At 28.0% G+C, this 21,233-nt stretch carries 24 protein-coding genes; 5 read left to right on the top strand and 19 right to left on the bottom strand.

The genetic code is table 11. The features are described 5' to 3' along the window. Positions 1-6 precede the first annotated feature (6 nt). The 9 genes from KGF52_RS09830 to KGF52_RS09790 all read right to left on the bottom strand — a co-directional run bounded on the left by KGF52_RS09830 (position 7) and on the right by KGF52_RS09790 (position 8,183). Positions 7-1,314 carry a M20 family metallopeptidase gene (locus KGF52_RS09830; RefSeq protein WP_227840045.1) on the bottom strand — a complete coding sequence of 436 codons (1,308 nt, stop codon included), beginning with the start codon at positions 1,312-1,314 and terminating at the stop codon, positions 7-9. A 64-nt stretch (positions 1,315-1,378) separates the two neighbouring features. After that, a complete protein-coding gene (locus KGF52_RS09825) occupies positions 1,379-1,858 on the bottom strand; it encodes an L-2-amino-thiazoline-4-carboxylic acid hydrolase (RefSeq protein WP_227840044.1) in 480 nt (159 codons plus the stop codon). Positions 1,859-1,904: 46 nt separating this feature from the next. Continuing rightward, positions 1,905-2,768, bottom strand: a complete 864-nt coding sequence (locus KGF52_RS09820) for a PTS system mannose/fructose/sorbose family transporter subunit IID (protein WP_227827727.1) — start codon at positions 2,766-2,768, stop codon at positions 1,905-1,907. After that, a complete protein-coding gene (locus tag KGF52_RS09815; protein ID WP_227827728.1) occupies positions 2,768-3,523 on the bottom strand; it encodes a PTS mannose/fructose/sorbose/N-acetylgalactosamine transporter subunit IIC in 756 nt (251 codons plus the stop codon). Before KGF52_RS09815 ends, KGF52_RS09820 begins: the two co-directional genes overlap by 1 nt. Before the next feature lie 26 nt (positions 3,524-3,549). Further along, a complete protein-coding gene (locus tag KGF52_RS09810) occupies positions 3,550-4,038 on the bottom strand; it encodes a PTS sugar transporter subunit IIB (protein ID WP_227840043.1) in 489 nt (162 codons plus the stop codon). Positions 4,039-4,055: 17 nt separating this feature from the next. Then, a complete protein-coding gene (locus tag KGF52_RS09805) occupies positions 4,056-4,457 on the bottom strand; it encodes a PTS sugar transporter subunit IIA (RefSeq protein WP_227827730.1) in 402 nt (133 codons plus the stop codon). 2 nt (positions 4,458-4,459) lie between these two features. After that, positions 4,460-4,957 (bottom strand): PTS sugar transporter subunit IIB, encoded by a 498-nt coding sequence (locus KGF52_RS09800; protein ID WP_227840042.1) that lies wholly within the window; start codon positions 4,955-4,957, stop codon positions 4,460-4,462. A gap of 23 nt (positions 4,958-4,980) precedes the next feature. Next, on the bottom strand, positions 4,981-5,385 hold the full coding sequence (locus KGF52_RS09795) for a PTS sugar transporter subunit IIA (RefSeq protein WP_227827732.1): 405 nt from the start codon (positions 5,383-5,385) through the stop codon (positions 4,981-4,983). A gap of 230 nt (positions 5,386-5,615) precedes the next feature. Beyond that, positions 5,616-8,183, bottom strand: a complete 2,568-nt coding sequence (locus KGF52_RS09790; protein ID WP_227840041.1) for a sigma 54-interacting transcriptional regulator — start codon at positions 8,181-8,183, stop codon at positions 5,616-5,618. Positions 8,184-8,348: 165 nt separating this feature from the next. Between KGF52_RS09790 and KGF52_RS09785 the strand changes: the two genes are divergently transcribed. Beyond that, the gene (locus tag KGF52_RS09785; protein ID WP_227840040.1) at positions 8,349-9,092 is read left to right on the top strand and encodes a PHP domain-containing protein; all 744 of its coding nucleotides are present in this window, start codon (positions 8,349-8,351) and stop codon (positions 9,090-9,092) included. Positions 9,093-9,949: 857 nt separating this feature from the next. Here KGF52_RS09785 and KGF52_RS09780 read toward each other — a convergent pair. Together KGF52_RS09780 and KGF52_RS09775 are read right to left on the bottom strand one after the other, a co-directional pair. Next, positions 9,950-10,168, bottom strand: a complete 219-nt coding sequence (locus KGF52_RS09780; protein ID WP_227827736.1) for a hypothetical protein — start codon at positions 10,166-10,168, stop codon at positions 9,950-9,952. 21 nt (positions 10,169-10,189) lie between these two features. Further along, positions 10,190-10,309, bottom strand: a complete 120-nt coding sequence (locus KGF52_RS09775) for a helix-turn-helix transcriptional regulator (protein WP_227827737.1) — start codon at positions 10,307-10,309, stop codon at positions 10,190-10,192. A 213-nt stretch (positions 10,310-10,522) separates the two neighbouring features. Between KGF52_RS09775 and KGF52_RS09770 the strand changes: the two genes are divergently transcribed. Together KGF52_RS09770 and KGF52_RS09765 are read left to right on the top strand one after the other, a co-directional pair. Further along, the gene (locus KGF52_RS09770) at positions 10,523-10,834 is read left to right on the top strand and encodes a DUF6442 family protein (protein WP_227840039.1); all 312 of its coding nucleotides are present in this window, start codon (positions 10,523-10,525) and stop codon (positions 10,832-10,834) included. Between the two features lie 4 nt (positions 10,835-10,838). Continuing rightward, on the top strand, positions 10,839-11,048 hold the full coding sequence (locus KGF52_RS09765) for a helix-turn-helix transcriptional regulator (protein ID WP_227827739.1): 210 nt from the start codon (positions 10,839-10,841) through the stop codon (positions 11,046-11,048). A 408-nt stretch (positions 11,049-11,456) separates the two neighbouring features. On the opposite strand, the gene KGF52_RS09760 is transcribed toward KGF52_RS09765, so the two are convergent. Both KGF52_RS09760 and KGF52_RS09755 read right to left on the bottom strand, forming a co-directional pair. Beyond that, positions 11,457-11,663: a hypothetical protein gene (locus KGF52_RS09760; protein ID WP_227840038.1), complete on the bottom strand. Its 207-nt coding sequence runs from the start codon at positions 11,661-11,663 to the stop codon at positions 11,457-11,459. Positions 11,664-12,076: 413 nt separating this feature from the next. Next, complete coding sequence (locus KGF52_RS09755; RefSeq protein WP_227840037.1) at positions 12,077-12,472, bottom strand: pyridoxamine 5'-phosphate oxidase family protein; 396 nt, start codon at positions 12,470-12,472, stop codon at positions 12,077-12,079. 141 nt (positions 12,473-12,613) lie between these two features. Between KGF52_RS09755 and KGF52_RS09750 the strand changes: the two genes are divergently transcribed. Then, positions 12,614-13,006, top strand: coding sequence for a winged helix-turn-helix transcriptional regulator (locus tag KGF52_RS09750; protein WP_227827742.1), 393 nt, complete (start codon positions 12,614-12,616; stop codon positions 13,004-13,006). 96 nt (positions 13,007-13,102) lie between these two features. Here KGF52_RS09750 and KGF52_RS09745 read toward each other — a convergent pair whose 3' ends face one another. Beyond that, positions 13,103-14,071, bottom strand: coding sequence for an aldo/keto reductase (locus KGF52_RS09745; RefSeq protein ID WP_227840036.1), 969 nt, complete (start codon positions 14,069-14,071; stop codon positions 13,103-13,105). Positions 14,072-14,356: 285 nt separating this feature from the next. Between KGF52_RS09745 and KGF52_RS09740 the strand changes: the two genes are divergently transcribed. After that, positions 14,357-14,965, top strand: coding sequence for a TetR/AcrR family transcriptional regulator (locus KGF52_RS09740; protein ID WP_227840035.1), 609 nt, complete (start codon positions 14,357-14,359; stop codon positions 14,963-14,965). Positions 14,966-15,093: 128 nt separating this feature from the next. Here KGF52_RS09740 and KGF52_RS09735 read toward each other — a convergent pair whose 3' ends face one another. From KGF52_RS09735 to htpG, 5 genes are all read right to left on the bottom strand, one after another. Further along, entirely contained in the window at positions 15,094-15,510 is a 417-nt protein-coding gene (locus tag KGF52_RS09735) for a DUF3788 domain-containing protein (protein ID WP_227827745.1), read from the bottom strand. A gap of 17 nt (positions 15,511-15,527) precedes the next feature. Next, entirely contained in the window at positions 15,528-16,436 is a 909-nt protein-coding gene (locus tag KGF52_RS09730) for an AraC family transcriptional regulator (RefSeq protein ID WP_227840034.1), read from the bottom strand. Between the two features lie 181 nt (positions 16,437-16,617). Then, the gene (gene splB / locus KGF52_RS09725) at positions 16,618-17,640 is read right to left on the bottom strand and encodes a spore photoproduct lyase (RefSeq protein ID WP_227840033.1); all 1,023 of its coding nucleotides are present in this window, start codon (positions 17,638-17,640) and stop codon (positions 16,618-16,620) included. 211 nt (positions 17,641-17,851) lie between these two features. Then, on the bottom strand, positions 17,852-18,982 hold the full coding sequence (locus tag KGF52_RS09720; protein ID WP_227840032.1) for an iron-containing alcohol dehydrogenase: 1,131 nt from the start codon (positions 18,980-18,982) through the stop codon (positions 17,852-17,854). A gap of 307 nt (positions 18,983-19,289) precedes the next feature. Then, positions 19,290-21,230, bottom strand: a complete 1,941-nt coding sequence (gene htpG, locus KGF52_RS09715) for a molecular chaperone HtpG (protein ID WP_227840062.1) — start codon at positions 21,228-21,230, stop codon at positions 19,290-19,292. Positions 21,231-21,233 lie beyond the last annotated feature (3 nt).

Raw genomic sequence — 21,233 nt, 5'->3', positions numbered from 1 at the left:
CTCCTTTTACAATTCTAATAGTTTTATTAAAGCCAAGGTATATATCTCCATATTCTTTCGTATATGCTCTATTGGTACTCTTTCATCTGCTCCATGACCACCAGTTTTATACTCTAAGAACTTAGGTCCAAACGCCACCATATCTTTAAACCAACTTGCATATGTGCCACCACCCATAGCAATTGTATATCCATTTTCATCTGTTACTTCTTCATAGGCTTCTAATAACTTTTTAAGTACTAAATTACTCTCATCCACATAATGTAAGTCTTTATGAGCAATAACCTTTATTTTCCAACCATTACAAAAAAACTTTTTGAATCTATCTATTATATTGTTTAAAACTATATTTTTACCATACCTTATATCTATCTCACATATGATTTTTTCCTCATTCACTTTTAATATTCCTAAATTTAAAGTAGTGCTTTTGAATACCTCATCATATTGATTAATTCCCAATGCATCTCCATAATAGTCACTACAAAGGTATTTTGAAACTAATTCTATATCTTCTCTATACTGAAAATCCATATTATCTTCAACTATCTTTATTATCATTTTAGATATAGCATTTTCTCCCTTTTCAGGATTACTTGCATGCACAGCTACTCCTTTAGTAGTTAACTCTGAAATAATTCCATTAATAATTTTTGCAGTACAATAAGATGGAACAACATTTTCTTTAGTTCCTCCCCTTACTATTATGTAAGGTTTACCTTTATCAACTTTAATCTCTTTTTCTATCCTTATATGAACTCTTCCTTTTTCTCCATTAACCACTGGATACATAGCATCTGGAGTAAATCCCATACTTGGAATTTCTTCACCTTTATCTAAATAATATTTGATACACTCCATACCTGTTTCCTCATTTGTACCAAAAATTAATCTTATTCTTTTATTAATTGTAGGATACGTATCCTCTATGTTTTTCAATACATGTATAAGCATAGATACAGCCCCCTTATTATCTATGGCACCTCTTCCATAAATAATATTGTCAATTACTGCTCCCGAAAATGGTTCTACACTCCACCCATCTCCTGGTGGAACTACATCTAAATGCATTGGAATTCCTATTAATTCTTCTCCTTCCCCAATTTCTGCATATCCAATATAATTATCAATATTTTTAACGCTAAAACCCAAACTAGCACAGTAATCTAAAGTTTTCTCTAAAGATTTTTTAGGTCCTATACCAAAAGGACATTGTGAAATAGGTTCACCTTGTTGTGTATCAATTTTTATTAATTCTTTTAGGAATTCCACTGTTCTATTTAAACTATTATCTACACTTCTGCTTATATCCATAAATCAACCTACTTTCTGTCTTTTTAAAGCCTGTCCTTAAAGAACAGGCTTTTAGCATTAAAAACTATTTTCTTGTGAATACTAATTCGCAAACTTCATCATCATGAGCACATTTTTGAGCAAACTCTAATCTAACACCTTGTGCACAATCAACTCTTCCATAATCACCGTAGCAAGCTAATCTACAAATTTCTTTTCTTTCTTCTTTAGTTAATCCATATTCTTTCCAAGCAGCATCTAATGGACAGTGATGGAATTTTAAAACTCCATTCTCATCTGTATTTTCTACTAATTCCATTTCAAAAACTTTTTGTCCTTTACTGTTATATAACATTTCTGCCATTTTTCCTGGAGTATCTGCTACGCTATATTTTTGACCTCTCATTTTACCAAATCCATATATTGCTTCTTTACATATATCATCTTGATTAACTCCTAATTTTTCAGCTTCTTTCATAAGAAGATAGAACCATACTGCTCTTTCTCCTGTTGCTCCTCTAATTCCTTCTAAATATTCCTTTTCTGTATACATTTTTTCTGACATTTCTTTCTCCTCCTAAAATTAAATTCTATATTTTAACCATTGTAAATTAGAATATTCCAATGAATGATCCTACTAATGCTACTACAACTAAAATTACTAATAACTTAGTTATTGTCCACTTCTTGTATTTCATTCCCCAATACACGAAGAATACAACACCAAGTGGTAATAAACCTGGAGCAATCATGTTTAATGTATCTTGAACAACAATTGCTTTACCACCAATATCAAATGATAATGGAGTTGAAAGCTTAACTGTAGTTGCAGATAATGCTCCCATCATAAACATTCCTAGAATTGAAGCACCATCAATTATCTTATTGACAATACCACCTGATAGAATTTTCTTAATTGAATCTCTACCTAAAGAATATCCTAAATGGAATAAGTAATAACCTTCGCAAAATAGTAATATACTAAACATTATTGGGAAAAATGCACCTATAACACTTCCTTCTGCTCCAAACGAAGCACCTAAAGCTAAGAATATTGTTTGAAATGTACCAAAATCTAAAGTATCTCCAATTCCAGCCAAAGGTCCCATAAGCCCATTCTTAACACCTGAAATAACTTCTCCTGGGATTTTTCCTTCAGTAGCTTTCTCTTCTTCCATAGCTAAAACTGTACCATGAATTAACCCTCCCCATATAGCTTGAGTATTAAAAAATTGTAAGTGCCTCTTTAACGCATCTATTAAATCTTCTTTTTTCTTATATAACTTTTCTAAAGCCGGAGTGAAACTTGCACAAACTGCTAATGCTTGCATTCTTTCAAAAGAGTTAGATAATTCTGCTGTCCACCACCATCTTAGATATGTTTTTGTTACATCTTTCTTCGTAAGTACTCTTATCTTATTAACTTCAGTTGTACCTTGCTCATCTTTAGCTTCTTTATTTTTTATTTCTTGCATTATACTTCACCCACCCTTTTATCTTCTTTCATAAATGTAACTAAAAGAGCTATACAAACACCAAATATTGCAGCTGCAGTAATTGATATTTCAAAATATTGAACCATAAAAAATCCTATAATAAACATTGGTAAGAATTTATTTTTACCTATAGTAAATATTGTTGTTGCAAAACCTAATGCAGGTAATATACCACCCATTACTGTTAATCCATTCATTAACCATTGTGGTATAACATCTAATAATGATTGAACTAAATCTGCTCCAAAAAAGTTACATACAAAAACTATTGGAAATCTTAAAACAAACCCAAATATTAAAGAATAAAGTGTTGCACATCTCCAGATACCTTTTGTATTACCTTCTTCGGCATACTTATCTGCCTTATGAACTAATACAGCATTACCAGTTCTTCTTAAGTTATTAACTAATACTCCTATAACACCTAAAGGTACCGCAATAGATACTGCAACTTCTGCATTAACACCAGTTTGGAGTGCTACTGGTATTGCAATAAGAGCAGCTAAACATTTATCTGATGGGATATTTCCTCCTGCTGCTACCATTCCTAGATAAACCATTTCTATACTTGCACCAACAATCATACCGGTTGTTACATCACCCCAAAGCAATCCAAGGCTAAAACCTATAAATAAAGGGGACTTTAGTGTTGAGAAAAGGGTATACCCTGCAAGACCTGCTGCAAACCAATACCATAATCCTGTTACAATTGCCAACATCAAAACAGATTCCATTTATAATTCCTCCTAATTTATAATTTTTATTTAAACTTCTTTAAGGCATTTTCATATGTCATAGATGATTCCTCTGGTATAACTTGTAGAACTATTTCAACCCCATCTTCATTAAGTTCATTTAGTTGTTCTACATCTTCACTTCCTAATGAAACAGCTGTAAATACCATCTTCTTTCCTGCTTCATTTGGAATACCTCCTAATTGAATCTTTTCATATTTAAGTCCAGCCTTATACGCCTTATTTGCCATATCAACGTTCTTAAATAGAATAAATATATTTTTATCTCCTAAAATATTGTTTTGGAATGCTTGTCCTGCATCTTCTGCTGTTAAAATAGCTACTTCTACTCCTGATGGCGCTGCCATTCTATATACATCAGCCATAAATTCATCTTGACCTAAGAAGTCATCAACTATTACTATTTTTTGAGCTTGAGCGATTTTCACCCATTTTGTTATAACTTGTCCATGAATTAATCTGTGATCTACTCTTACTAATGTTATTTTTGCCATTATATCCACCTCATAATTTATATTTTTTTAAATTCTTTAATTAAATCCACACAAAGGTTATTATTTTTTTTGACGATTCTTTCTGGTAATGTATGTACTTTATCTTCTTTGCTTAATTCTTCATCTACGATTAAAATTGTCTGTAAGCTAAGTCCATTTATTGCATCTATCCCTCTTCTTATAGCAACAGCTATTGCAACACTTGACGTAGATCCCCCATACAGATCTGATATTATAATTTTCACATCCTCTTTATCTACTACTTCTTCAACCTCTTTCATGAATACAGAAATATCTTTTTCAGAGCTTAGTGATAAAACTTCGTATTGATTTGACAATCCAAAATTTTTATTTGCTTCTTCTACTAATACCTTTCCCCACGTTCCATGGCAGAGTATGATTACCTTATATTTATTCATTGCTAAACAAACTCTCCTTTATAGCGATTAATACTTTGATTTAATTCTACTTCTTCCTCATCAGGTACCATTTGAATTGATACATTAATATTTTTTTTAATAAATTCATCTATTAAAAGAAACTCTTTTTTATTAATGTATACATTTTGAGATATTTTCTTTTTTCCTATCCCTGTAGGTATTCTTCCAATAATAAGTTTTTTAATATCAATTCCTTCTTCTCTCATTCTATTTGCAGTATCTAAGTTTTTAATTAATACAAAAACGTTATCATCAGCTTGCTTATTATAAAAATACCTCCTTGATTCACTTACAGTTAATATTGATAAATCAATATTCTTTGGTGCTGCCATTTTTATCAAACCTTTAGCAATTACATCATTGGTTGTTTCATCATCTACTACTACTATTTTTTTAACACCTAGATGCTTAACCCATTTATATATCACTTGACCATGTATTAATCTATCATCACATCTGCAATATTTTACTAAAGACATTTTTAATCGAACTCCTTTTTCTATTACATTGAGCTAAGAACTTTATTAATATGGTTTATACCAGTTTTCCCCGCTTCAATGCATGTCTCTGCTAACTCTTCTAAACTTTTTCCCTCTCTATTAATTAAAGCTTCAAGTAGCATTGGAAGATTTACTCCAGTAAGTGCATGAAACTTTCCACCTTTTTTAAGGTTTAAACTTGCAACATTACTTGGTGAACCTCCTAATAGGTCAGCTAATACTAAAACTCCGTCACCTTCATCTAATTCATTTAACTTTTCTACAAAATTTCTATTTAAGTCTTCAATATTATCATTCCTATTTAGTTTAATTGCTGCTGTTCTTTCTGCTGGTCCTGCAATAAGTTCACAGCTTTTTATAATTTCTTCACTAAAACTCCCATGAGTCATAACTATTATCCCAATCACCAATCTCACCTCACTTTTCTTGTCACTTTTTATATAAGCAATTGCCGTGCCAACTTATGTGTATCAATAACAAATGGCCATTTTACAGGATTTAATCAAATCTTTTTACTTAATTTATAAAAAAAACTTACTCTTTCAATATGTATCAAAATCTTTTTCAAACCTGTATCAAATCTGTATCAAAAAGAAGTAAAAAAAAGATAGCCTTTTGGCTATTTTTAAATTTTGTATCAACTTTTGAATTTATCTGTATCATATTGTGATTCAAATATATCTAATATATTTGCATATTCCATATCTGAAATAATTATATCGAATGTCTCTTCTACAAGCTTAAAACTTTCTTTTATAACTAAATATAATGCTTTACTTCTACTAATTCTTTCTTCATATGATTTATAAACTAAAGACTCTTTTATTATTACTCTTTCAATCATACATGAACAATGAAATATAAACTTTACTAAAAGCTCATCTTGAATTACTAAAGAATAATGTTCGCTAATTCTATTAATTACTTCTTTTAATATAAAATAAGCCTTTTCCCCATTTAAAAAAGTCAAAGTTTTACTAATATTATCAATTAGTAATCTATCAAAATATCTACCACCATTATCTTTTTCAGCATATGTAATTTCCATATCTCCATAATGTTTCTTTATAGAGTCTATAATATTAAAATATAATTTCTCTAATGTCATTTCCGGAGTTAGGGCCTTTCTAGTTGCTTCTATTACAATAGGTGTACTTACCATATCTATTGCTTTTACTTCTTTTCCAGTAGCATCATGAATAACTTTAGCAAATGTTAAAATAGATCCCATATCAGTTAGAATTAAAATTCCCTTTCCTTTGTCAATTTCATTGGCTATTTCTACAGCTTGGACTAAAATATCCTGAACTCTATCCTCTAATCCCATATTGATTGCCACTGCATGCTTACAATCCAGTAAAGTATTAGCTACATTCACCATGCTAGATGCCGTAGATTCACCATGCATTATAACTAATATTGCTATACTCTCCTCATTTAATCCCACATAAGATAAATAAAGAAACGTTGCTAAAAAAATTGCTTCATCTTCTGGAAACTCAACTCCATACATTAACGACACGTTAGATAATATTTCTTTTGCTATGTTATATTCATATGCTCTTTCTTTCATAATTTCATCTTTATTAGGATGCTTTACTATGTTCCCAATCTTTATTCTTTCAATTAAATTCTGAATATGTAAGGCTATAGCTTTTATTAATTTATCTAATCCTTCTCTTTTGCTCCATTTATCATGATTTTGTAAAATATGCTTCACAGTAGTTGCAATTGAATCATTAACAATATTGTTATAAGCTGTTTGATTACTACTATTATATATAAAAGTATTCATTAAATTATAGGAATACTTCTGTATATCTTCATCTATAACGCTTCTAATTTGTGACTCTTTAATACCTTCTTGTTGAAGTTTATTCCAAGTTTCTTTTATCATTCCATAGAAATCTAAATCATATTTTTTATTTTCTATTAATAAATTTTCACTTTCAAAATTCTTTCCTTCTGGTAAAAAAATAATATCATCTTTCCCAATAAAACTGAAGTTTTGTACAAACTCCTCTTTTCTATTATTTCCATATAATGATTCCCTAATATTGTTTGGTAGAAGAGAGAGTCTTACATATACACATTCCCTTTTATAGGTCATATAATCTAAAAAAGCTCTTGCACAAATTAATTGTATGTCGCTTTTTAATTGTCCTATATTTCCCTTACACTTATATAAAATAAATGCCTTAATAACTTCTTTTGAAACCTTTAACTTAACACCAATCCTAATACTTTCTTCTTTAAAAAAATAACATATAAGCTTCATTCTCTCTTGAAAACCTCTTTCCTCTAAAGACGGAATCTTTATAGTTACAGGTATTCTTCTTAAAAACGTTTCCAACATTGCTATCTCTGGATCCTCTGTAGTAGCTGCAATTATCATAATCCTACACTCATGTACCTTATTAGCCTCTCCTAACCTTCTATATATACCCTTATCCATAAGCAGAAATAGCATTTCTTGTCCCTCTGCAGATAACCTATGAACTTCATCTAAAAACAATATTCCATTATTAGCTTCATGTACAATACCATACTTATCTTTATCAGCTCCAGTAAATGCTCCTTTTACATATCCAAAAAGCTGTGCTAATAATAATTGCTGATTATCAGAATAATCAGCACAGTTAAATATGATAAATGGTGCATTATCACTATCTTCTTTTATAGTTAAACTATACTTATACATATATTCTGCAAATATAGATTTACCAACTCCTGTAGGTCCTATTATTAATGTACTCAACCCCTTAGGTGGATATATTACTGCTGCTTTAGCTTGCTCTATTTGGGACTTTAAACTTCCATCACATCCTACTAAATTAAAAATATTGTTCTCTTTTTTTATACCCTCTACAATATACTCATCTTTGATAGCATCATTTTCACTATATTCGTTTATAGAGTTAATATTATCAAATATCCCTTTATTTAGTTTCTTTCCTAAAATACTCTCAATACTTTCTTTATATAAGTACTGAACAGGTTTTCCCTTTATCTTTATAATAATACTTTCCTTTATTAATTGATTTAATTCCTTACTAGCATTACTTCTATTTATACCTACTTCAGTAGCAATATACTCTGCATCAAATCCAAATCTAATGCCATTATTAAGATTCAAGTGTTCTTCTGTTAACCTTTTCAAGCAAATTAAAACTTTTTCTTTCCTTGATAGCTTCTTTTGTATCATAGTTAACCTCCCATATAAGCAGTAATACTGTTAAATATTTATTATTAAGCTTAATTCTACAATATTTTAATATTTTTGTCTAATTGTGTAACTATTGATTTTATTTCCTATTCGTTTTATAATATAAATTACGTTACCCTCATCTTTTATAGAGGAGGAATTTATATGAATTTTTTATCAGATTTACACACCCACTCTATAGTCAGTGGTCATGGCTATAGTACTTTGTTAGAAAATATTAATTATTGTAAAGAAAATGGAATTAAGATACTAGGTACATCTGAACATGGTCCTAAGATGCCTGGTTCTCCCCACAAATGGTACTTTCACAACATTCAAAATATCCCAAGAATCATAAATAACATTATAATCTTAAGAGGATGTGAAGCAAATATACTAGACACTGAAGGAAACATAGATCTAGAGTCCTTTGTCATTCCTCGATTGGATTATCTTATCTTGTCATTTCACGAAGCCGTTTTTTCACCAAATACATTAGAGAATAATACTAAAGCCTTAATAAATGCAATAAATAAGCATGATAATATTGAAATATTAGGCCACCTTGGAAACCCAAACTACCCAATCGACTATGAATTAATCATTAAATTAGCCATGGAAAAGAATATCTTAATAGAAATAAATAATTGTTCTATCAAAGGCGTGTCAAGAAATGGTAGCTCGGATAATTGTAAGTATATTGCTACACTTTGCAAAAAATATGGTGCTAAAATCATACTAACTTCAGATGCTCACATTTGTTTTGATATAGGTAACTATGAGTATTCTGAGAATATCTTAAAAGAAATTAATTTTCCAGATGAATTAATAATGAATTATCCTAAAAAACTTATTAATCATTTTCACCAAAAAGGTAAATTACTAGATGTTGATTATACAAATATTTGAGTAATAATACATGCTTGCTTTAACTCTTATAAAAATCTTAATACTATTTATACTATATGAAATGAGGATATTTCTAATAAAATATATATTATTGGTATTGACGGTTTAGGAGGGTCAGGTAAAAGTACACTTGCTAATTCACTAAAATTACAATTGCAAAATTTGAATTATCCTTCTTACATCTTACGCATTTATTATTTTATACATCCTAAGTTTATTAGGTATAATAATTCTAAAGAAGAGTGGTATTATTATTACAATATCCAATGGAGATATGATTATTTACTAAATGAAATTTTAGTTCCTGTAAAAAATGGAGATAAAATATTATAAAGAAAATGATAGATATATAGGTAATTTAGAAGATATAAAATGTAAATAGGAAAATAGGTACTTCCCCGCTGAAGAAAAATATACCTTGGAATATTATCCTATTGAAAATGCCAATCTCATATTAACTACAAATAGACTATAATTTACATATTTGTCTACTTTTTATGTATTTACAAAAAAGGTACTATACTATTAATGTTTTAGTATAGTACCTTAAGTGAATATTTATAGTGTAAATTAAAATTCTTCATCTATATCACAAGTAATTATTTACTATTACAAATCTATTGTATAGACTTTACTCTAAATTAATTTGAATTCTTTTATTCTCTTTATAAGTTCTTTAAATCTTGGATTATCTTTTATAGCATCAAATGATTCATTTCCTTCAAATAAAAGATTAATATTATATTTCATATGCTCATTTGTTTAATAACTTTTTCCATATCTCTATCTGATATTTCAATATCTTCATTAGATAAGATTAAATCATAATTTATTAGTCCCACTACTATTTTACCTCACTATTGATACATTAGAATGCGCAATTCATAATTAATATTCTTTGATAGTTTTTTAGAGAATCTTACATTTTTAAATTTAGATTCAAGTACATTACTTTGCTGTTGGTGCTCATACTGAAATTCATCATATTGATTTCTTAACCATATGTACTTCTTATAAAGTTCTTCTACTTGTTTGTTTAATTTCATTATTGGTTTAGCAAGCAGGTATGCATACATTGTTTTTTATCTTTAACTAGGTTATACTCCTAATTCCCACTTACTAATAGTTTGCCTAGATACATTTAGTCTTTCAGCCAACAATTCTTGATAATAATTATATTTCTTTCTTAGTTTTATAATCTTGTCTCCTAAATTCATATATTAAACTCCTTTCAAGTTAAAAGTAATTATATTTCAATTATAAAGTATTAAACTCAGCTGTTCTACAAAGCAGAGTTTGAAATATATTTTAAAGAGATAAATCTGGTGAATTTATGCCAAGTTTTGTTGTCAAATATATTGACAAGTAGACTTGGCATGATATAATGAAAATACCAAGTAAACTTGGCATCTAAATAGGAGGTGTCTTATATGAATAAAGAAGAAATTTTAAGTAAAAGTCGTCAATCTAATAAAGATGAAGGATTAGAGTATATTGAAAATAAGGGTAGAAAAGTAGGGTATTCAATTTTCACATGTGTATTCTGCTTTATTGTAATATTTAACACCTTTATTGGGCAAAAAAGTGATGCAGTATCTGCTTTATTTTGGACATTTGGATTTGCTGAAAATATAGCAAAATACCAATTTACACATGAGAAAAAGAATTTAGTTTTTGCTTTTGGTTTCTTAATTCTGACAATCTTCTCATTGACAAATTTTATTTTATCATCATTGAGGTAAGCATATGAATGAAGAATTGATATTAAAAAATCGCTTAAAAATAGCAAGAACAGAGAAAAAATTATCCCAAAGCCAACTGGCAGAAATGGTTGGAGTATCAAGAAATACAATTAGTTCAATAGAAACAGGTCAGTTTAATCCAACAGCAAAGTTAGCACTTATTTTATGTATTGCTCTAGATAAAAAATTTGAAGATTTATTTTACTTTGAGTAAATCTTCATGTAATCATAAAATATTAGAGAATGTATAGAACTCTATATTTTATTTATATAATTTAAAATAAAAAGATTTCAATAAATAAAACAAACTATTCTTTAATTACACTTAATATTGCATCCAGTGTTTATATATTTATTATTTAAATGTTAAAAGTGAAAACCTTAGAAGATTTTTGCATTATATAAAATCAAAATAAATAGCCAAATTAAAATATATAACATACTTAGAATGACAGTAATAGAAATTATAACTTTTTTAATAGGTACAATTTTATACCTTATGGTATAAAACTAAAAAATCATCAACTAAAAATAAAGTAAGTCTTATTATAAGACTTACTTTATTTTTAGTTATATATGATAGTCAATACAAACTATCTTATTCTATGTAATTATTAACACCTTAATCAATTTTATTAAAAATAATCGTCTTCTCTTTTAAAGAAATTTTTCCAACTTGATATCCATATTCATTTAATTCTTTTTTATATTTCAAAAAAGAATGATCTATCTCTATTCCAGCAATATTTTTTATTTCTTCAAAAGTTAATTTAAATGATGAAGTACCATTTTTCTCAACATATTCCCACAAAGAACTATATTTACTCACTTTATATCACTCTTTTTAAAATTATATCTTATCTATTAATTTATATTCTATCACTATTAATTTATAAAGTCATGCTACTTATTATTTATATACAAAAATATATAAATAATAAGTAATAATTTTTTATAATCATCATATTTTCTTCATATTAAATAAAAATTACTTGCAATCATTTACAGTTAAAATATTTTTAAAAGGAATTACACTCCATCATAAAATAAACTTTAATTATTCTTATTTTTGTTATGAAATTATTCAAAACAATATGTAATTGTTGGAATATAAATCTAATAACTAAAAATTTTTACACATTTACTGCTTAAAAATCTTTTTATTGTCTTTAGGTTTAAATTTCTAATATATTAGTAGTAACATTTTCTTAACTTTCATCATGAATGTTGATTCAGCTATAATTAAAGTTCTATATCAACTTTTTTACCACTCATTGAACAGCAACTAATTTTTGCATTATCAATAGAGAATATTTCAAATTTGCCATCTCCTACAGAGTACATTTTACTTAGGCTTGGCATTATTTCAAGTGCTTTAGCTTGTGTTTCTTTTGATGTAACAAATACTGCTTCACCTAAAATACGTAAGGTATTAAATTTTTGGTCGATACAGCAAATTTCAACCTTTGGATTAAAAATAAGTTGCTTAAACATATTTTTTTGGTTAGATGTACAAAATGTCAGTTTTCCATCGTACTCCATAACGAATCCAAGAGGACGTACATGTGCTTGATTACTTTCATCAATTGTTGCTAAATAATAAACTCCTGCTTTGTTTAAAAAATCTAATGCTTTCATAATTATTACACCCCTTTTAAATAGTTGTATTAAGGATTATCCTTTGATATAATTTTAATATAAAATAAGAAAAAAACAAGTATGCAGTTTTTTCTGATAAAGTATAAAAAAGATACTATTGAAATTGAGGAGTGAATTAAAATGAGTTTAGATAATAAAAATAATATAACTGAAAATGATGAAGAATTAACTTGTCCAATACGTTATGCATTAGATATTGTTGGTGGAAAATGGAAATTACCTATTATATGTATGTTAGCAGTTGATAATCCAATTAGGTATAGTAGTATAAAAAGAAAACTAGATGGAATTACAAATACTATGCTAGCTCAATCATTAAAAGATTTAGAGTCTGATGGTATTGTTCATCGCAAACAATACAATGAAATTCCTCCAAAAGTTGAATATACATTAACGGATAAGGGTAAAAGTATTGTACCTATTTTGCGACAATTTGCTAATTGGGGTGCTATCAATATGCAGGAAAAAAACACATGTGGACTTAACTGTAGGGAATGCAGAAAAATAACTTAAATTGATATTTGCTGAATAACTTATACTATAGTTTGTTTATTGGATTATTTAATGGAATGTAAAAAGCCACTCTTTTAAAGGGTGGCTTATGAGAACTTATTTAACTACTTTACCATTCTTAAATTTCATGTTAGGAAAACTTGCACCTAAAATTTCATTCTCATTTATAGCATTTTCTATTCTTCTAATGTCTTCATCACTTAGTTTAATATCTTTGGCTTTTAAGGAATCCCTTAGTGTCACTCTTCTTGATGCCCCAACTAAAGTTATGATATCATCTCCTTTTGATAATACCCATGCAAGAGCTATTTGTGGAATAGTAGTTTCTTTTTCATTTGCTATTTCTCTTATATTTTCTACTAGTCCAAGGTTTTTGTCTATATTTTCATCAAAAAACAAAGGTATCATAGAGTTATATCTTTGACCATTAGCTTTTGACCAAACTCCACTTAAAAGTCCATGAGCAAGAGCACCAAAAGCAACAACCCCTATCTCTAATTCTCTAGCAGTTGGTAATATATTTTTTTCTATTTCTCTATTGAAAAGAGAATATTCAGATTCTATAAGGCTTATCGGATGAACTTTATTAGCTCTTCTTAAAGTTTCATCATCAACTTGAGTGATGCCTATATACTTTATATACCCTTCTTTTACTAGGTCAGAAATAGCTCCAATAGTTTCCTCTACAGGTATAGCTAAATCTATTCTAGCTGTTTGATAAAGGTCTATGTAATCTAAATTTAATCTCTTAAGAGTTTGAGCTACATGACTTTTTATGTTAAAAGGATTAACATCAAGACCATACATTTGACCATTAGGTGCAACAAGAGCTCCAGTTTTTACAGATACAAAAGCATCATCTCTTTTTCTGCCTTTAAGAGCTTCACCTATTATCATTTCACTTTGCCCTGCACCATAAAAGTCAGCTGTATTTAACATATTTATACCACTATCTAAAGCTTCATGAATTGTAGCTATATTTTCAGATTTATTATCAAGCTTTATCATTCCTCCACAACCTAGTCCAAGTTTATAAAGTTCAAAATTATTATTTTTATATTTCATTTTATAACCTCCCAATATTAAATTTAATGTACTTTTAAAGTAATACAAGATTAATCAAAGCATAGGATAATATAAAATACTTTTTCCTCTTCATCAACTTTTATGTAAATAATATCTTAGTCTTTATAGATTTTAGATTTATAATATAAAACCAAAATCTTTAATTTATCTATCCCAGAATGACTTAAATATTTTTAGTACATTTGTACTATATTTGACATTGTAGTACTAATGTACTAAAATGTCAAATAAAAGTTATTATAAATTTTTATTGGAGGATTCAATATGGCAAAACAAACAAAAGTGGATATTTTAATTAAAGCTCGTGATTTATTTAATGAATATGGCTACAATAATGTATCTATGAGAAATGTTGCTGATGCTTTAGGAATGAGTGTTGGGAACTTAACATATTATTTTAAAAAAAAGGAAGATTTAATTGAGGAAGTAGTTGCATACAAACATAAAAATTATAAGAAAATAGATATCCCTGAGTCCTTAAAAGATTTAAATGAGCTATTTTTAAATTCATTGAGTATTCAAAATGAAAATGCATATTATTTTAAGCACTATGACCAACTATCTCAAATAAGCCCTAAAATATATAAATTTCAACTTGACTTCATAAAAGAACTTAAAGAATTCTTGAAAGAAAGTTTTCTTAATTTACAAAATTCTAATTTAATTCAAGAATGTACAATTCCTAATCAGATAGAAAATATTATTGAATGTATTTTAACAATACTTATATATAAACCCGTTGGCACTAAAGAACTTGATGAACATGATAGTATAAAAAACACTCTAAACTGTTTATGGAGCATTATTTTTATGTTTCTTACTGATAAAGGAAAAAGTATATATTTAAACTCTATCTCAAATCAATTTCAATAATAATTGATAAACATAAGTTATATAATATCATGAAAAATTGAAATACAAAAGCTTCTCAAATTCATACAAGCTATTAAAAGTTAATATATAAAAACAGGATGAGTATATAAGTCACCCTGTTTTATATATTAAACTCTAAATTTAATAAGCTCAAGTGTGTCATTTAATGTCGACATACTATCTATTTGAATCATTAACCACTTACTTCCATTAAAAAATTTTATCTCATTGTACAATTGTTTTATATAATCACAACAAGTATTAATAAATAAGTCAACTTCTACTCTATTACTTTCATTTACAATGACTAAAGCTTTGAAAGAACCTTCTTGAGGATATAAAGTACATAATGACTTTCCTCTTTTTTTGTATTTTACATTCCAACCTCTTTGCATTGAACATTTACTATACTCAAGTTTTGGTTCCACATTATAGGTTGAACTTAACACACTATTTAGCTTGTCCCATAATGGACTATTAATAAATTCTTTAATTTGTTCAAGTGTTGGTTTATTATCTTGGAAAAATGTATCTTGCCAATCCATATTTACCACCCTTTCCCCTATTTAATAGGAACTGGAACAATCCAATGTTCCAGATATGCTACTTCAGATGTAGATGGATAATACATTTCAATTGCAAAATCAGTTGTTGTTAGATTATGTTTCTTCATCCATCTTTCCATAAATTTGTCAGCTTTAAAAACAGCTGAGTCAACTAACTCATCAAAATTTTCTGCTTCAAACCCACATACTAAATACTCTCTAGCAGGTAACTCAAAAGAACTATATCCTTCTACTGATGTACCTGGCTCTACTTCTACTCCTGCCATATAAATACAATTTCCTTCTTTTGCATTACCCATATAAAGAGCACCAAAATCATTTCCACCTGGAATTTGATTTGGTATATTATTTTTTTGGCTACCAAATTTCATCCATAATTCCTTTGCTATTGCAATGCCTGTTGTTTCGCCACCCATTAGTTGGCAAATAGGTATTTCTCCTTCAAGGCCAACAAAAGTTCTTGGTTTACTTAATTTTTTACGATTTACTTCAATTACTATACCATCTGTAATCAATGGTACACCTTCATCCACCATGACATAATTTAAAATTAACTCTGGCTTAACAAATTGATTGAGTTTTACTGGATTTGCTCTATACTTTTCTGGAGTTAATCCATATGCTTTTTTAAAGGAACGTGTAAATGTTTCATGGCTATCAAATCCAAAATTTAAAGCTACATCAAGTATACGATTCTTATGTTCTACTAAGTATTCAGAAGCTTTTGCAAGACGACGAAGTTTTATATACTCCATTACAGTCTTATTTACTAATCTTTTAAATAGTCTTTGATAGTAAAATGGTGATAAATTTGCTTTATTTGCTAATTCATTGATTGATATTTCTTCTGATAAGTTTGCCTCTATTAAATCTAATGTAATTTGAATAGATTCCCATGCATGCATATCATAACTCCTCCTGATATTTTTATTAATCCTATATTTTTATATTATCAAAACTTAAAAAAATGGTCTTGATAGACAGTGCCTTTTTTATTTTCTCATATGACAGTACTAAATCCTATCACTTTATTATAAACATAGAATATATAAAAATAAAATATAGCAAATCTTTAGATAAGATTTGCTATATTATATATTTTATTAAGCTATTTTTAAATACTTCATTGATTTCCTTATGAAAGAACTCTTTCATATCATCTAATTGCTCTTTAGTATATACATATTTTCCATATCCAAATTGACCATATTTAAACTTTCTATTATCATTTTCCATTGGCAATAATGTGTCTGGATAAATTTCTAATATTCTATTCTTTGCTTTAGTTGTATATCTATGTGATATAACTTCAAATATAATTTTTCTATCAAAATCTTTTGGAAGAGCTTCTTTTATGCTTCTAATCAGACTTCTATATTCCTCTTTCCAACCTTCATATAAAAACACAGGAGCTATTATAAATCCAATCTGATATCCAGCTTTTGCAAGTTTTACGGCTGATTCTATTCTTTTATTTGCAGAAGCTGTATAATGTTCATGCCCATCTATAATTCTAGGTGTATTTATGCTAAATCTTATCTCTGTATGATTATTATGCTCAGCATCCAACAAGCTATCTATATCACTGTATTTAGTAACAAATCTAAATCTTCCCTTTTCTTCTTTTCCAAAAAACTCTATTGTCTTTTTCAGTGAATTAGTATATGGTTCTACTGGAACAGGGTCTGATGTAGCTGCTCCTTCAAATATAGTTACCTGTGGTTTTCTATCTTCAATATATTTCTTTGTTTGTTCAAGTATTTCATCTACATTTACAAACACTCTTATAAATGGCTTATCACCTAACTGTGTATTTAGATAACAATATTCACATCTTCCCATACACCCACTGACAAGTGGCAATTGATAGTTAGCAGAAGGTTTACATGTTTGAAACTTTAGACTTTTTCTAATCCCAACTACCATGGTTTGTTTTCCATTTCTATACTGTTCATATAGATTTTCTCCTGGGATATGTTCCTTAATCCTATTTGATGATATATTAATTATTTCTACATCTTTTTTATCCTTAAATTTATCGTATATGTTTTTCCCAATATTTGTATCTAGGGTACCTTTTTCAAATATTATTCTTTTAGGATTAAACATTTATCTCACCTCTACTTAAAGTTTTTAAAATGAAGATTTTTATAAAATATTACTTAGTTAATCTTCCCTTTTTTAAGTTCCTTTATTTATCAGAAAGTAAAATAAACATTTGAGATAAATTTATTTTTTTGCATTAACTAATTATAAGTTTATTTACTTATAACAACCAACACAACCAATTTTTATCTAAAATTTAATCTATAAATCTAATTTACAAAGATTTATAGTACATTTCTCTTATTTGTTCCTTATTAAAAGTCTTTGGATGTCTCTTAATATTTGCAGCAGATATTTTCATACAATTATCAGTTAACCAATCAATATCTGATTTTACAATACCTAGGTCACTTAGTTTTATATCTAAATCTATCTTTTTAAGGAAATTTTTGATTGCATCTGAACAGTCTTCTGCACAAGTTCCGCCCAATATTTTTGATATATTTCCAAACCTTTCAATATCACTATCCCATGAACTTTCTATAATGGTTGGAGTTAAAGCTGCAAGTCCTTTTCCATGCATTACATCTCTAAGACCACTTACAGGGTGCTCCATACCATGTTGAAGAGTTGTTCCAGCTGTACCAATTGTCATCCCACCAATAGTACTTGCAAGTGTTATTCTCTCCCAAGCTTCTAAATTATCAGAATTATTGTATACATTTACTAAGCTTTCTGATATAAGTTCAATCCCATAGATAGCCTGTACATCTGCAAGAGGATTTCTTCCATTCGAAAGATATGCTTCTATGTTGTGAGCAAGTGCATCAAATCCAACTGATGCAATTATATGTTTTGGCATTGTTACCATAAGCTCTGGGTCAATTATTGAGGCTTTTGCATACATGCTATTCTTTTTTATAGATTTTTTATCTTTAGTATCTGAATTTGTAAGCACTGCAAAACAATTCCCTTCACTACCTGTGCCTGATGTTGTTGGGACTAAAACTATAGGTAGGGCTTCTTCACCTTGTTTAATTCCAAATATGTAATCATTCAAATCTCCTGGATTTTTATAAGAAAAAGCTATACTTTTAGCTGCATCCATTATACTTCCTCCACCAAGGCCTAAAACACAATCACAACCAGTTTCTTTTATAGCTTCTACTCCTGCATATATAGTAGTTATAAGAGGATTTTGCTCTACTCTATCAAAAACTTCATATTCTACTTTAGCACCTTTTAGCAAATCTATTGTCTTATCAAGTAACCCTGTTTTCTTTGTACTGTTTTTACCAGTTACAATTAATACTTTTTTACCATATTTGGATACTTCTATACCTACATCATTAATTCTCCCTCTTCCAAATAAAATATTTACTGGCAAACTATAATTAAAATTCATGCTAAAACCTCCTATTTTTCTACTTTAGTAACGACTTTATTTTTTAATAAAAGTGTAATTATGTATTGAAACATAATTTATAAAATAATCTTTTACTTAATTATATGTATTATCTTCTTTCATATCAAGTTAACTCTATTTAATCAAATATATTTCTTGTTAAAGTACAGTTAACTGTTTAAAACTTAACTAAAAATTATAAAAACAAAAAAGAGTTACCTAAAGATAATTTCAATCATCTTAAGATAACTCTTCTCATTGTTCTATTTTACAAATTTTTAAAACTTTATTTTTCTATATTTTAAGTCTATAGTTCTATTAACATATTCATAAGTTTATTACTTCTTTGTACAAATGAATCTAATTCTCCTGGCTTTAATTCTTTATTAGAAAGTAAAGCTAAATCAGCTATTTGATTACATATAAGTGCTACTTTATCTTTCTTTTCTTCATCATTTTTAAGAGAAACTAATTTTTTGATAATCGGGCTGTTTTCATTTATTACAAGAGTCTTTTCTTCCTCAAAACTCATTCCTAAATCCATTCCAGCAAATCTTGACTGCATTTCTGCCATTCTAATAGATTGTTCAGATACTAAAATCATAGCTGGAGTTTCTTCGTTTTTTAATCCTTCTACAGAATAATTTTTTACTCTTTCTCCAACAGCTTCTTTAAATAATCCTTCTATCTTGGCTATCTCTTCTTTATTTTCTTCACTATCTTTATTTTCATTTTTGTCTTTTAATACATCAGAAAGGTCTGCATCTATCCTGTTAAATTTAACACCATTTTCTTTGTATTCCATAAATGAAATAAAATGAGTGTCTATTGATGAATTTAATACCACAGCATTTAGGTCATAGTCCTTAAATAGTTTAATATATTGTGATTGTTGCTCTTTATCACTTACATAGAATACTTTATTTTCATGTTTTTCTTTACATTTTTCTAAGTAATCTTGAAGTGTTATATACTCGTCATCAATAGTTTTAAATAATATACATTCTTTCACCTTTTCATAGAAGCTATCATCTTTTAAACAACCATATTTAATAAATATTTGTATATCATCCCAGAACTTGTTATATTCTTCCCTTTGATTTTTACAAAGAGATTTTAACTTATCTGCTACTTTTTTAATTATATGTTTAGAAATTTTACTTACATCTCTATCATTTTGTAAAAAGCTTCTTGATACATTTAGTGGTAAATCTGGGCAGTCTATTACACCTTTTAATAAAAGTAAAAACTCTGGTATAACTTCTTTTATGTTGTCAGCTACAAAGACCTGATTGTTATATAATTTTACTTTTCCTTCTGTCAATTCAAATTCATTTTTTAATTTAGGGAAATAAAGTATACCCTTTAAATTGAAAGGATAATCAACATTTAGATGTATCCAAAATAAAGGTTCATCAAATACATTGAATACTTTTCTATAAAACTCTTTATACTCATCATCAGTACAATCCTTTGGAGATTTAAGCCATAAAGGATTAGTATCATTTAAGGGTTCAATTACCTTTGCATCTATAACTTCTTCTTCTTTTCCATCTTCTTTTTGCTTTTTAGCTTTTTCTTCAGCTTCCTTAGCTTCTCTTTCTAATCTTTCAACATCTTCTAAATATATCTCTACTGGTAGGAAAGAACAGTATTTATTTATTACTCCTCTTACAGTAAATTCATCTAAAAATTCCTTACTATCATCATCAATAAATAGTGTTATAGTAGTTCCTCTGTCATGTCTACTATCTGATTCAGATATTTCATATTCTGTACCACCTTCAGATATCCATCTTACAGGAGTTGCTCCTTCCACATATGAAAGTGTATCTATTTGTACTTTTTTAGACACCATAAATGCAGAATAAAACCCTAACCCAAAATGACCTATTATGTCATTTGACTCTTCCATTTTATCCTTATATTTATTAAAGAAATCTTCTGCACCTGAAAAGGCAACTTGGTTTATGTATTTTTTTATTTCTTCCTCAGTCATACCTATTCCATTATCAATAAATTTAAGTGTACCCTCACCCTTATTTACAGATACAGTAATTTTATAATCTGATGGATTATTTTCTGATATTTCTCCTAATGATACAAGTCTTTTGTATTTACTTACTGCATCACATGCATTACTGATAAGCTCTCTTATAAATATGTCCTTATCAGAATATAACCATTTTTTAATTATAGGAAAAATATTTTCTGTATGAATTGAAATACTTCCTTTTTCAAACTCCATTTT

This window comes from Clostridioides sp. ZZV15-6597 (genome assembly GCF_020657815.1).
GTDB lineage: Bacteria > Bacillota > Clostridia > Peptostreptococcales > Peptostreptococcaceae > Clostridioides.
This window is presented reverse-complemented; position numbering and strand designations above follow the sequence as displayed.

Excerpts from the sequence above, each read along its gene's own strand:
- KGF52_RS09830 (WP_227840045.1), bottom strand. The coding sequence starts at position 1,314 with ATGGATATAAGCAGAAGTGTAGATAATAGTTTAAATAGAACAGTGGAA.
- KGF52_RS09825 (WP_227840044.1), bottom strand. The coding sequence starts at position 1,858 with ATGTCAGAAAAAATGTATACAGAAAAGGAATATTTAGAAGGAATTAGA.
- KGF52_RS09820 (WP_227827727.1), bottom strand. The coding sequence starts at position 2,768 with ATGCAAGAAATAAAAAATAAAGAAGCTAAAGATGAGCAAGGTACAACT.
- KGF52_RS09815 (WP_227827728.1), bottom strand. The coding sequence starts at position 3,523 with ATGGAATCTGTTTTGATGTTGGCAATTGTAACAGGATTATGGTATTGG.
- KGF52_RS09810 (WP_227840043.1), bottom strand. The coding sequence starts at position 4,038 with ATGGCAAAAATAACATTAGTAAGAGTAGATCACAGATTAATTCATGGA.
- KGF52_RS09805 (WP_227827730.1), bottom strand. The coding sequence starts at position 4,457 with ATGAATAAATATAAGGTAATCATACTCTGCCATGGAACGTGGGGAAAG.
- KGF52_RS09800 (WP_227840042.1), bottom strand. The coding sequence starts at position 4,957 with ATGTCTTTAGTAAAATATTGCAGATGTGATGATAGATTAATACATGGT.
- KGF52_RS09790 (WP_227840041.1), bottom strand. The coding sequence starts at position 8,183 with ATGATACAAAAGAAGCTATCAAGGAAAGAAAAAGTTTTAATTTGCTTG.
- KGF52_RS09785 (WP_227840040.1), top strand. The coding sequence starts at position 8,349 with ATGAATTTTTTATCAGATTTACACACCCACTCTATAGTCAGTGGTCAT.
- KGF52_RS09780 (WP_227827736.1), bottom strand. The coding sequence starts at position 10,168 with ATGTATGCATACCTGCTTGCTAAACCAATAATGAAATTAAACAAACAA.
- KGF52_RS09775 (WP_227827737.1), bottom strand. The coding sequence starts at position 10,309 with ATGAATTTAGGAGACAAGATTATAAAACTAAGAAAGAAATATAATTAT.
- KGF52_RS09770 (WP_227840039.1), top strand. The coding sequence starts at position 10,523 with ATGAATAAAGAAGAAATTTTAAGTAAAAGTCGTCAATCTAATAAAGAT.
- KGF52_RS09765 (WP_227827739.1), top strand. The coding sequence starts at position 10,839 with ATGAATGAAGAATTGATATTAAAAAATCGCTTAAAAATAGCAAGAACA.
- KGF52_RS09755 (WP_227840037.1), bottom strand. The coding sequence starts at position 12,472 with ATGAAAGCATTAGATTTTTTAAACAAAGCAGGAGTTTATTATTTAGCA.
- KGF52_RS09750 (WP_227827742.1), top strand. The coding sequence starts at position 12,614 with ATGAGTTTAGATAATAAAAATAATATAACTGAAAATGATGAAGAATTA.
- KGF52_RS09745 (WP_227840036.1), bottom strand. The coding sequence starts at position 14,071 with ATGAAATATAAAAATAATAATTTTGAACTTTATAAACTTGGACTAGGT.
- KGF52_RS09740 (WP_227840035.1), top strand. The coding sequence starts at position 14,357 with ATGGCAAAACAAACAAAAGTGGATATTTTAATTAAAGCTCGTGATTTA.
- KGF52_RS09735 (WP_227827745.1), bottom strand. The coding sequence starts at position 15,510 with ATGGATTGGCAAGATACATTTTTCCAAGATAATAAACCAACACTTGAA.
- KGF52_RS09730 (WP_227840034.1), bottom strand. The coding sequence starts at position 16,436 with ATGCATGCATGGGAATCTATTCAAATTACATTAGATTTAATAGAGGCA.
- splB (WP_227840033.1), bottom strand. The coding sequence starts at position 17,640 with ATGTTTAATCCTAAAAGAATAATATTTGAAAAAGGTACCCTAGATACA.
- KGF52_RS09720 (WP_227840032.1), bottom strand. The coding sequence starts at position 18,982 with ATGAATTTTAATTATAGTTTGCCAGTAAATATTTTATTTGGAAGAGGG.
- htpG (WP_227840062.1), bottom strand. The coding sequence starts at position 21,230 with ATGGAGTTTGAAAAAGGAAGTATTTCAATTCATACAGAAAATATTTTT.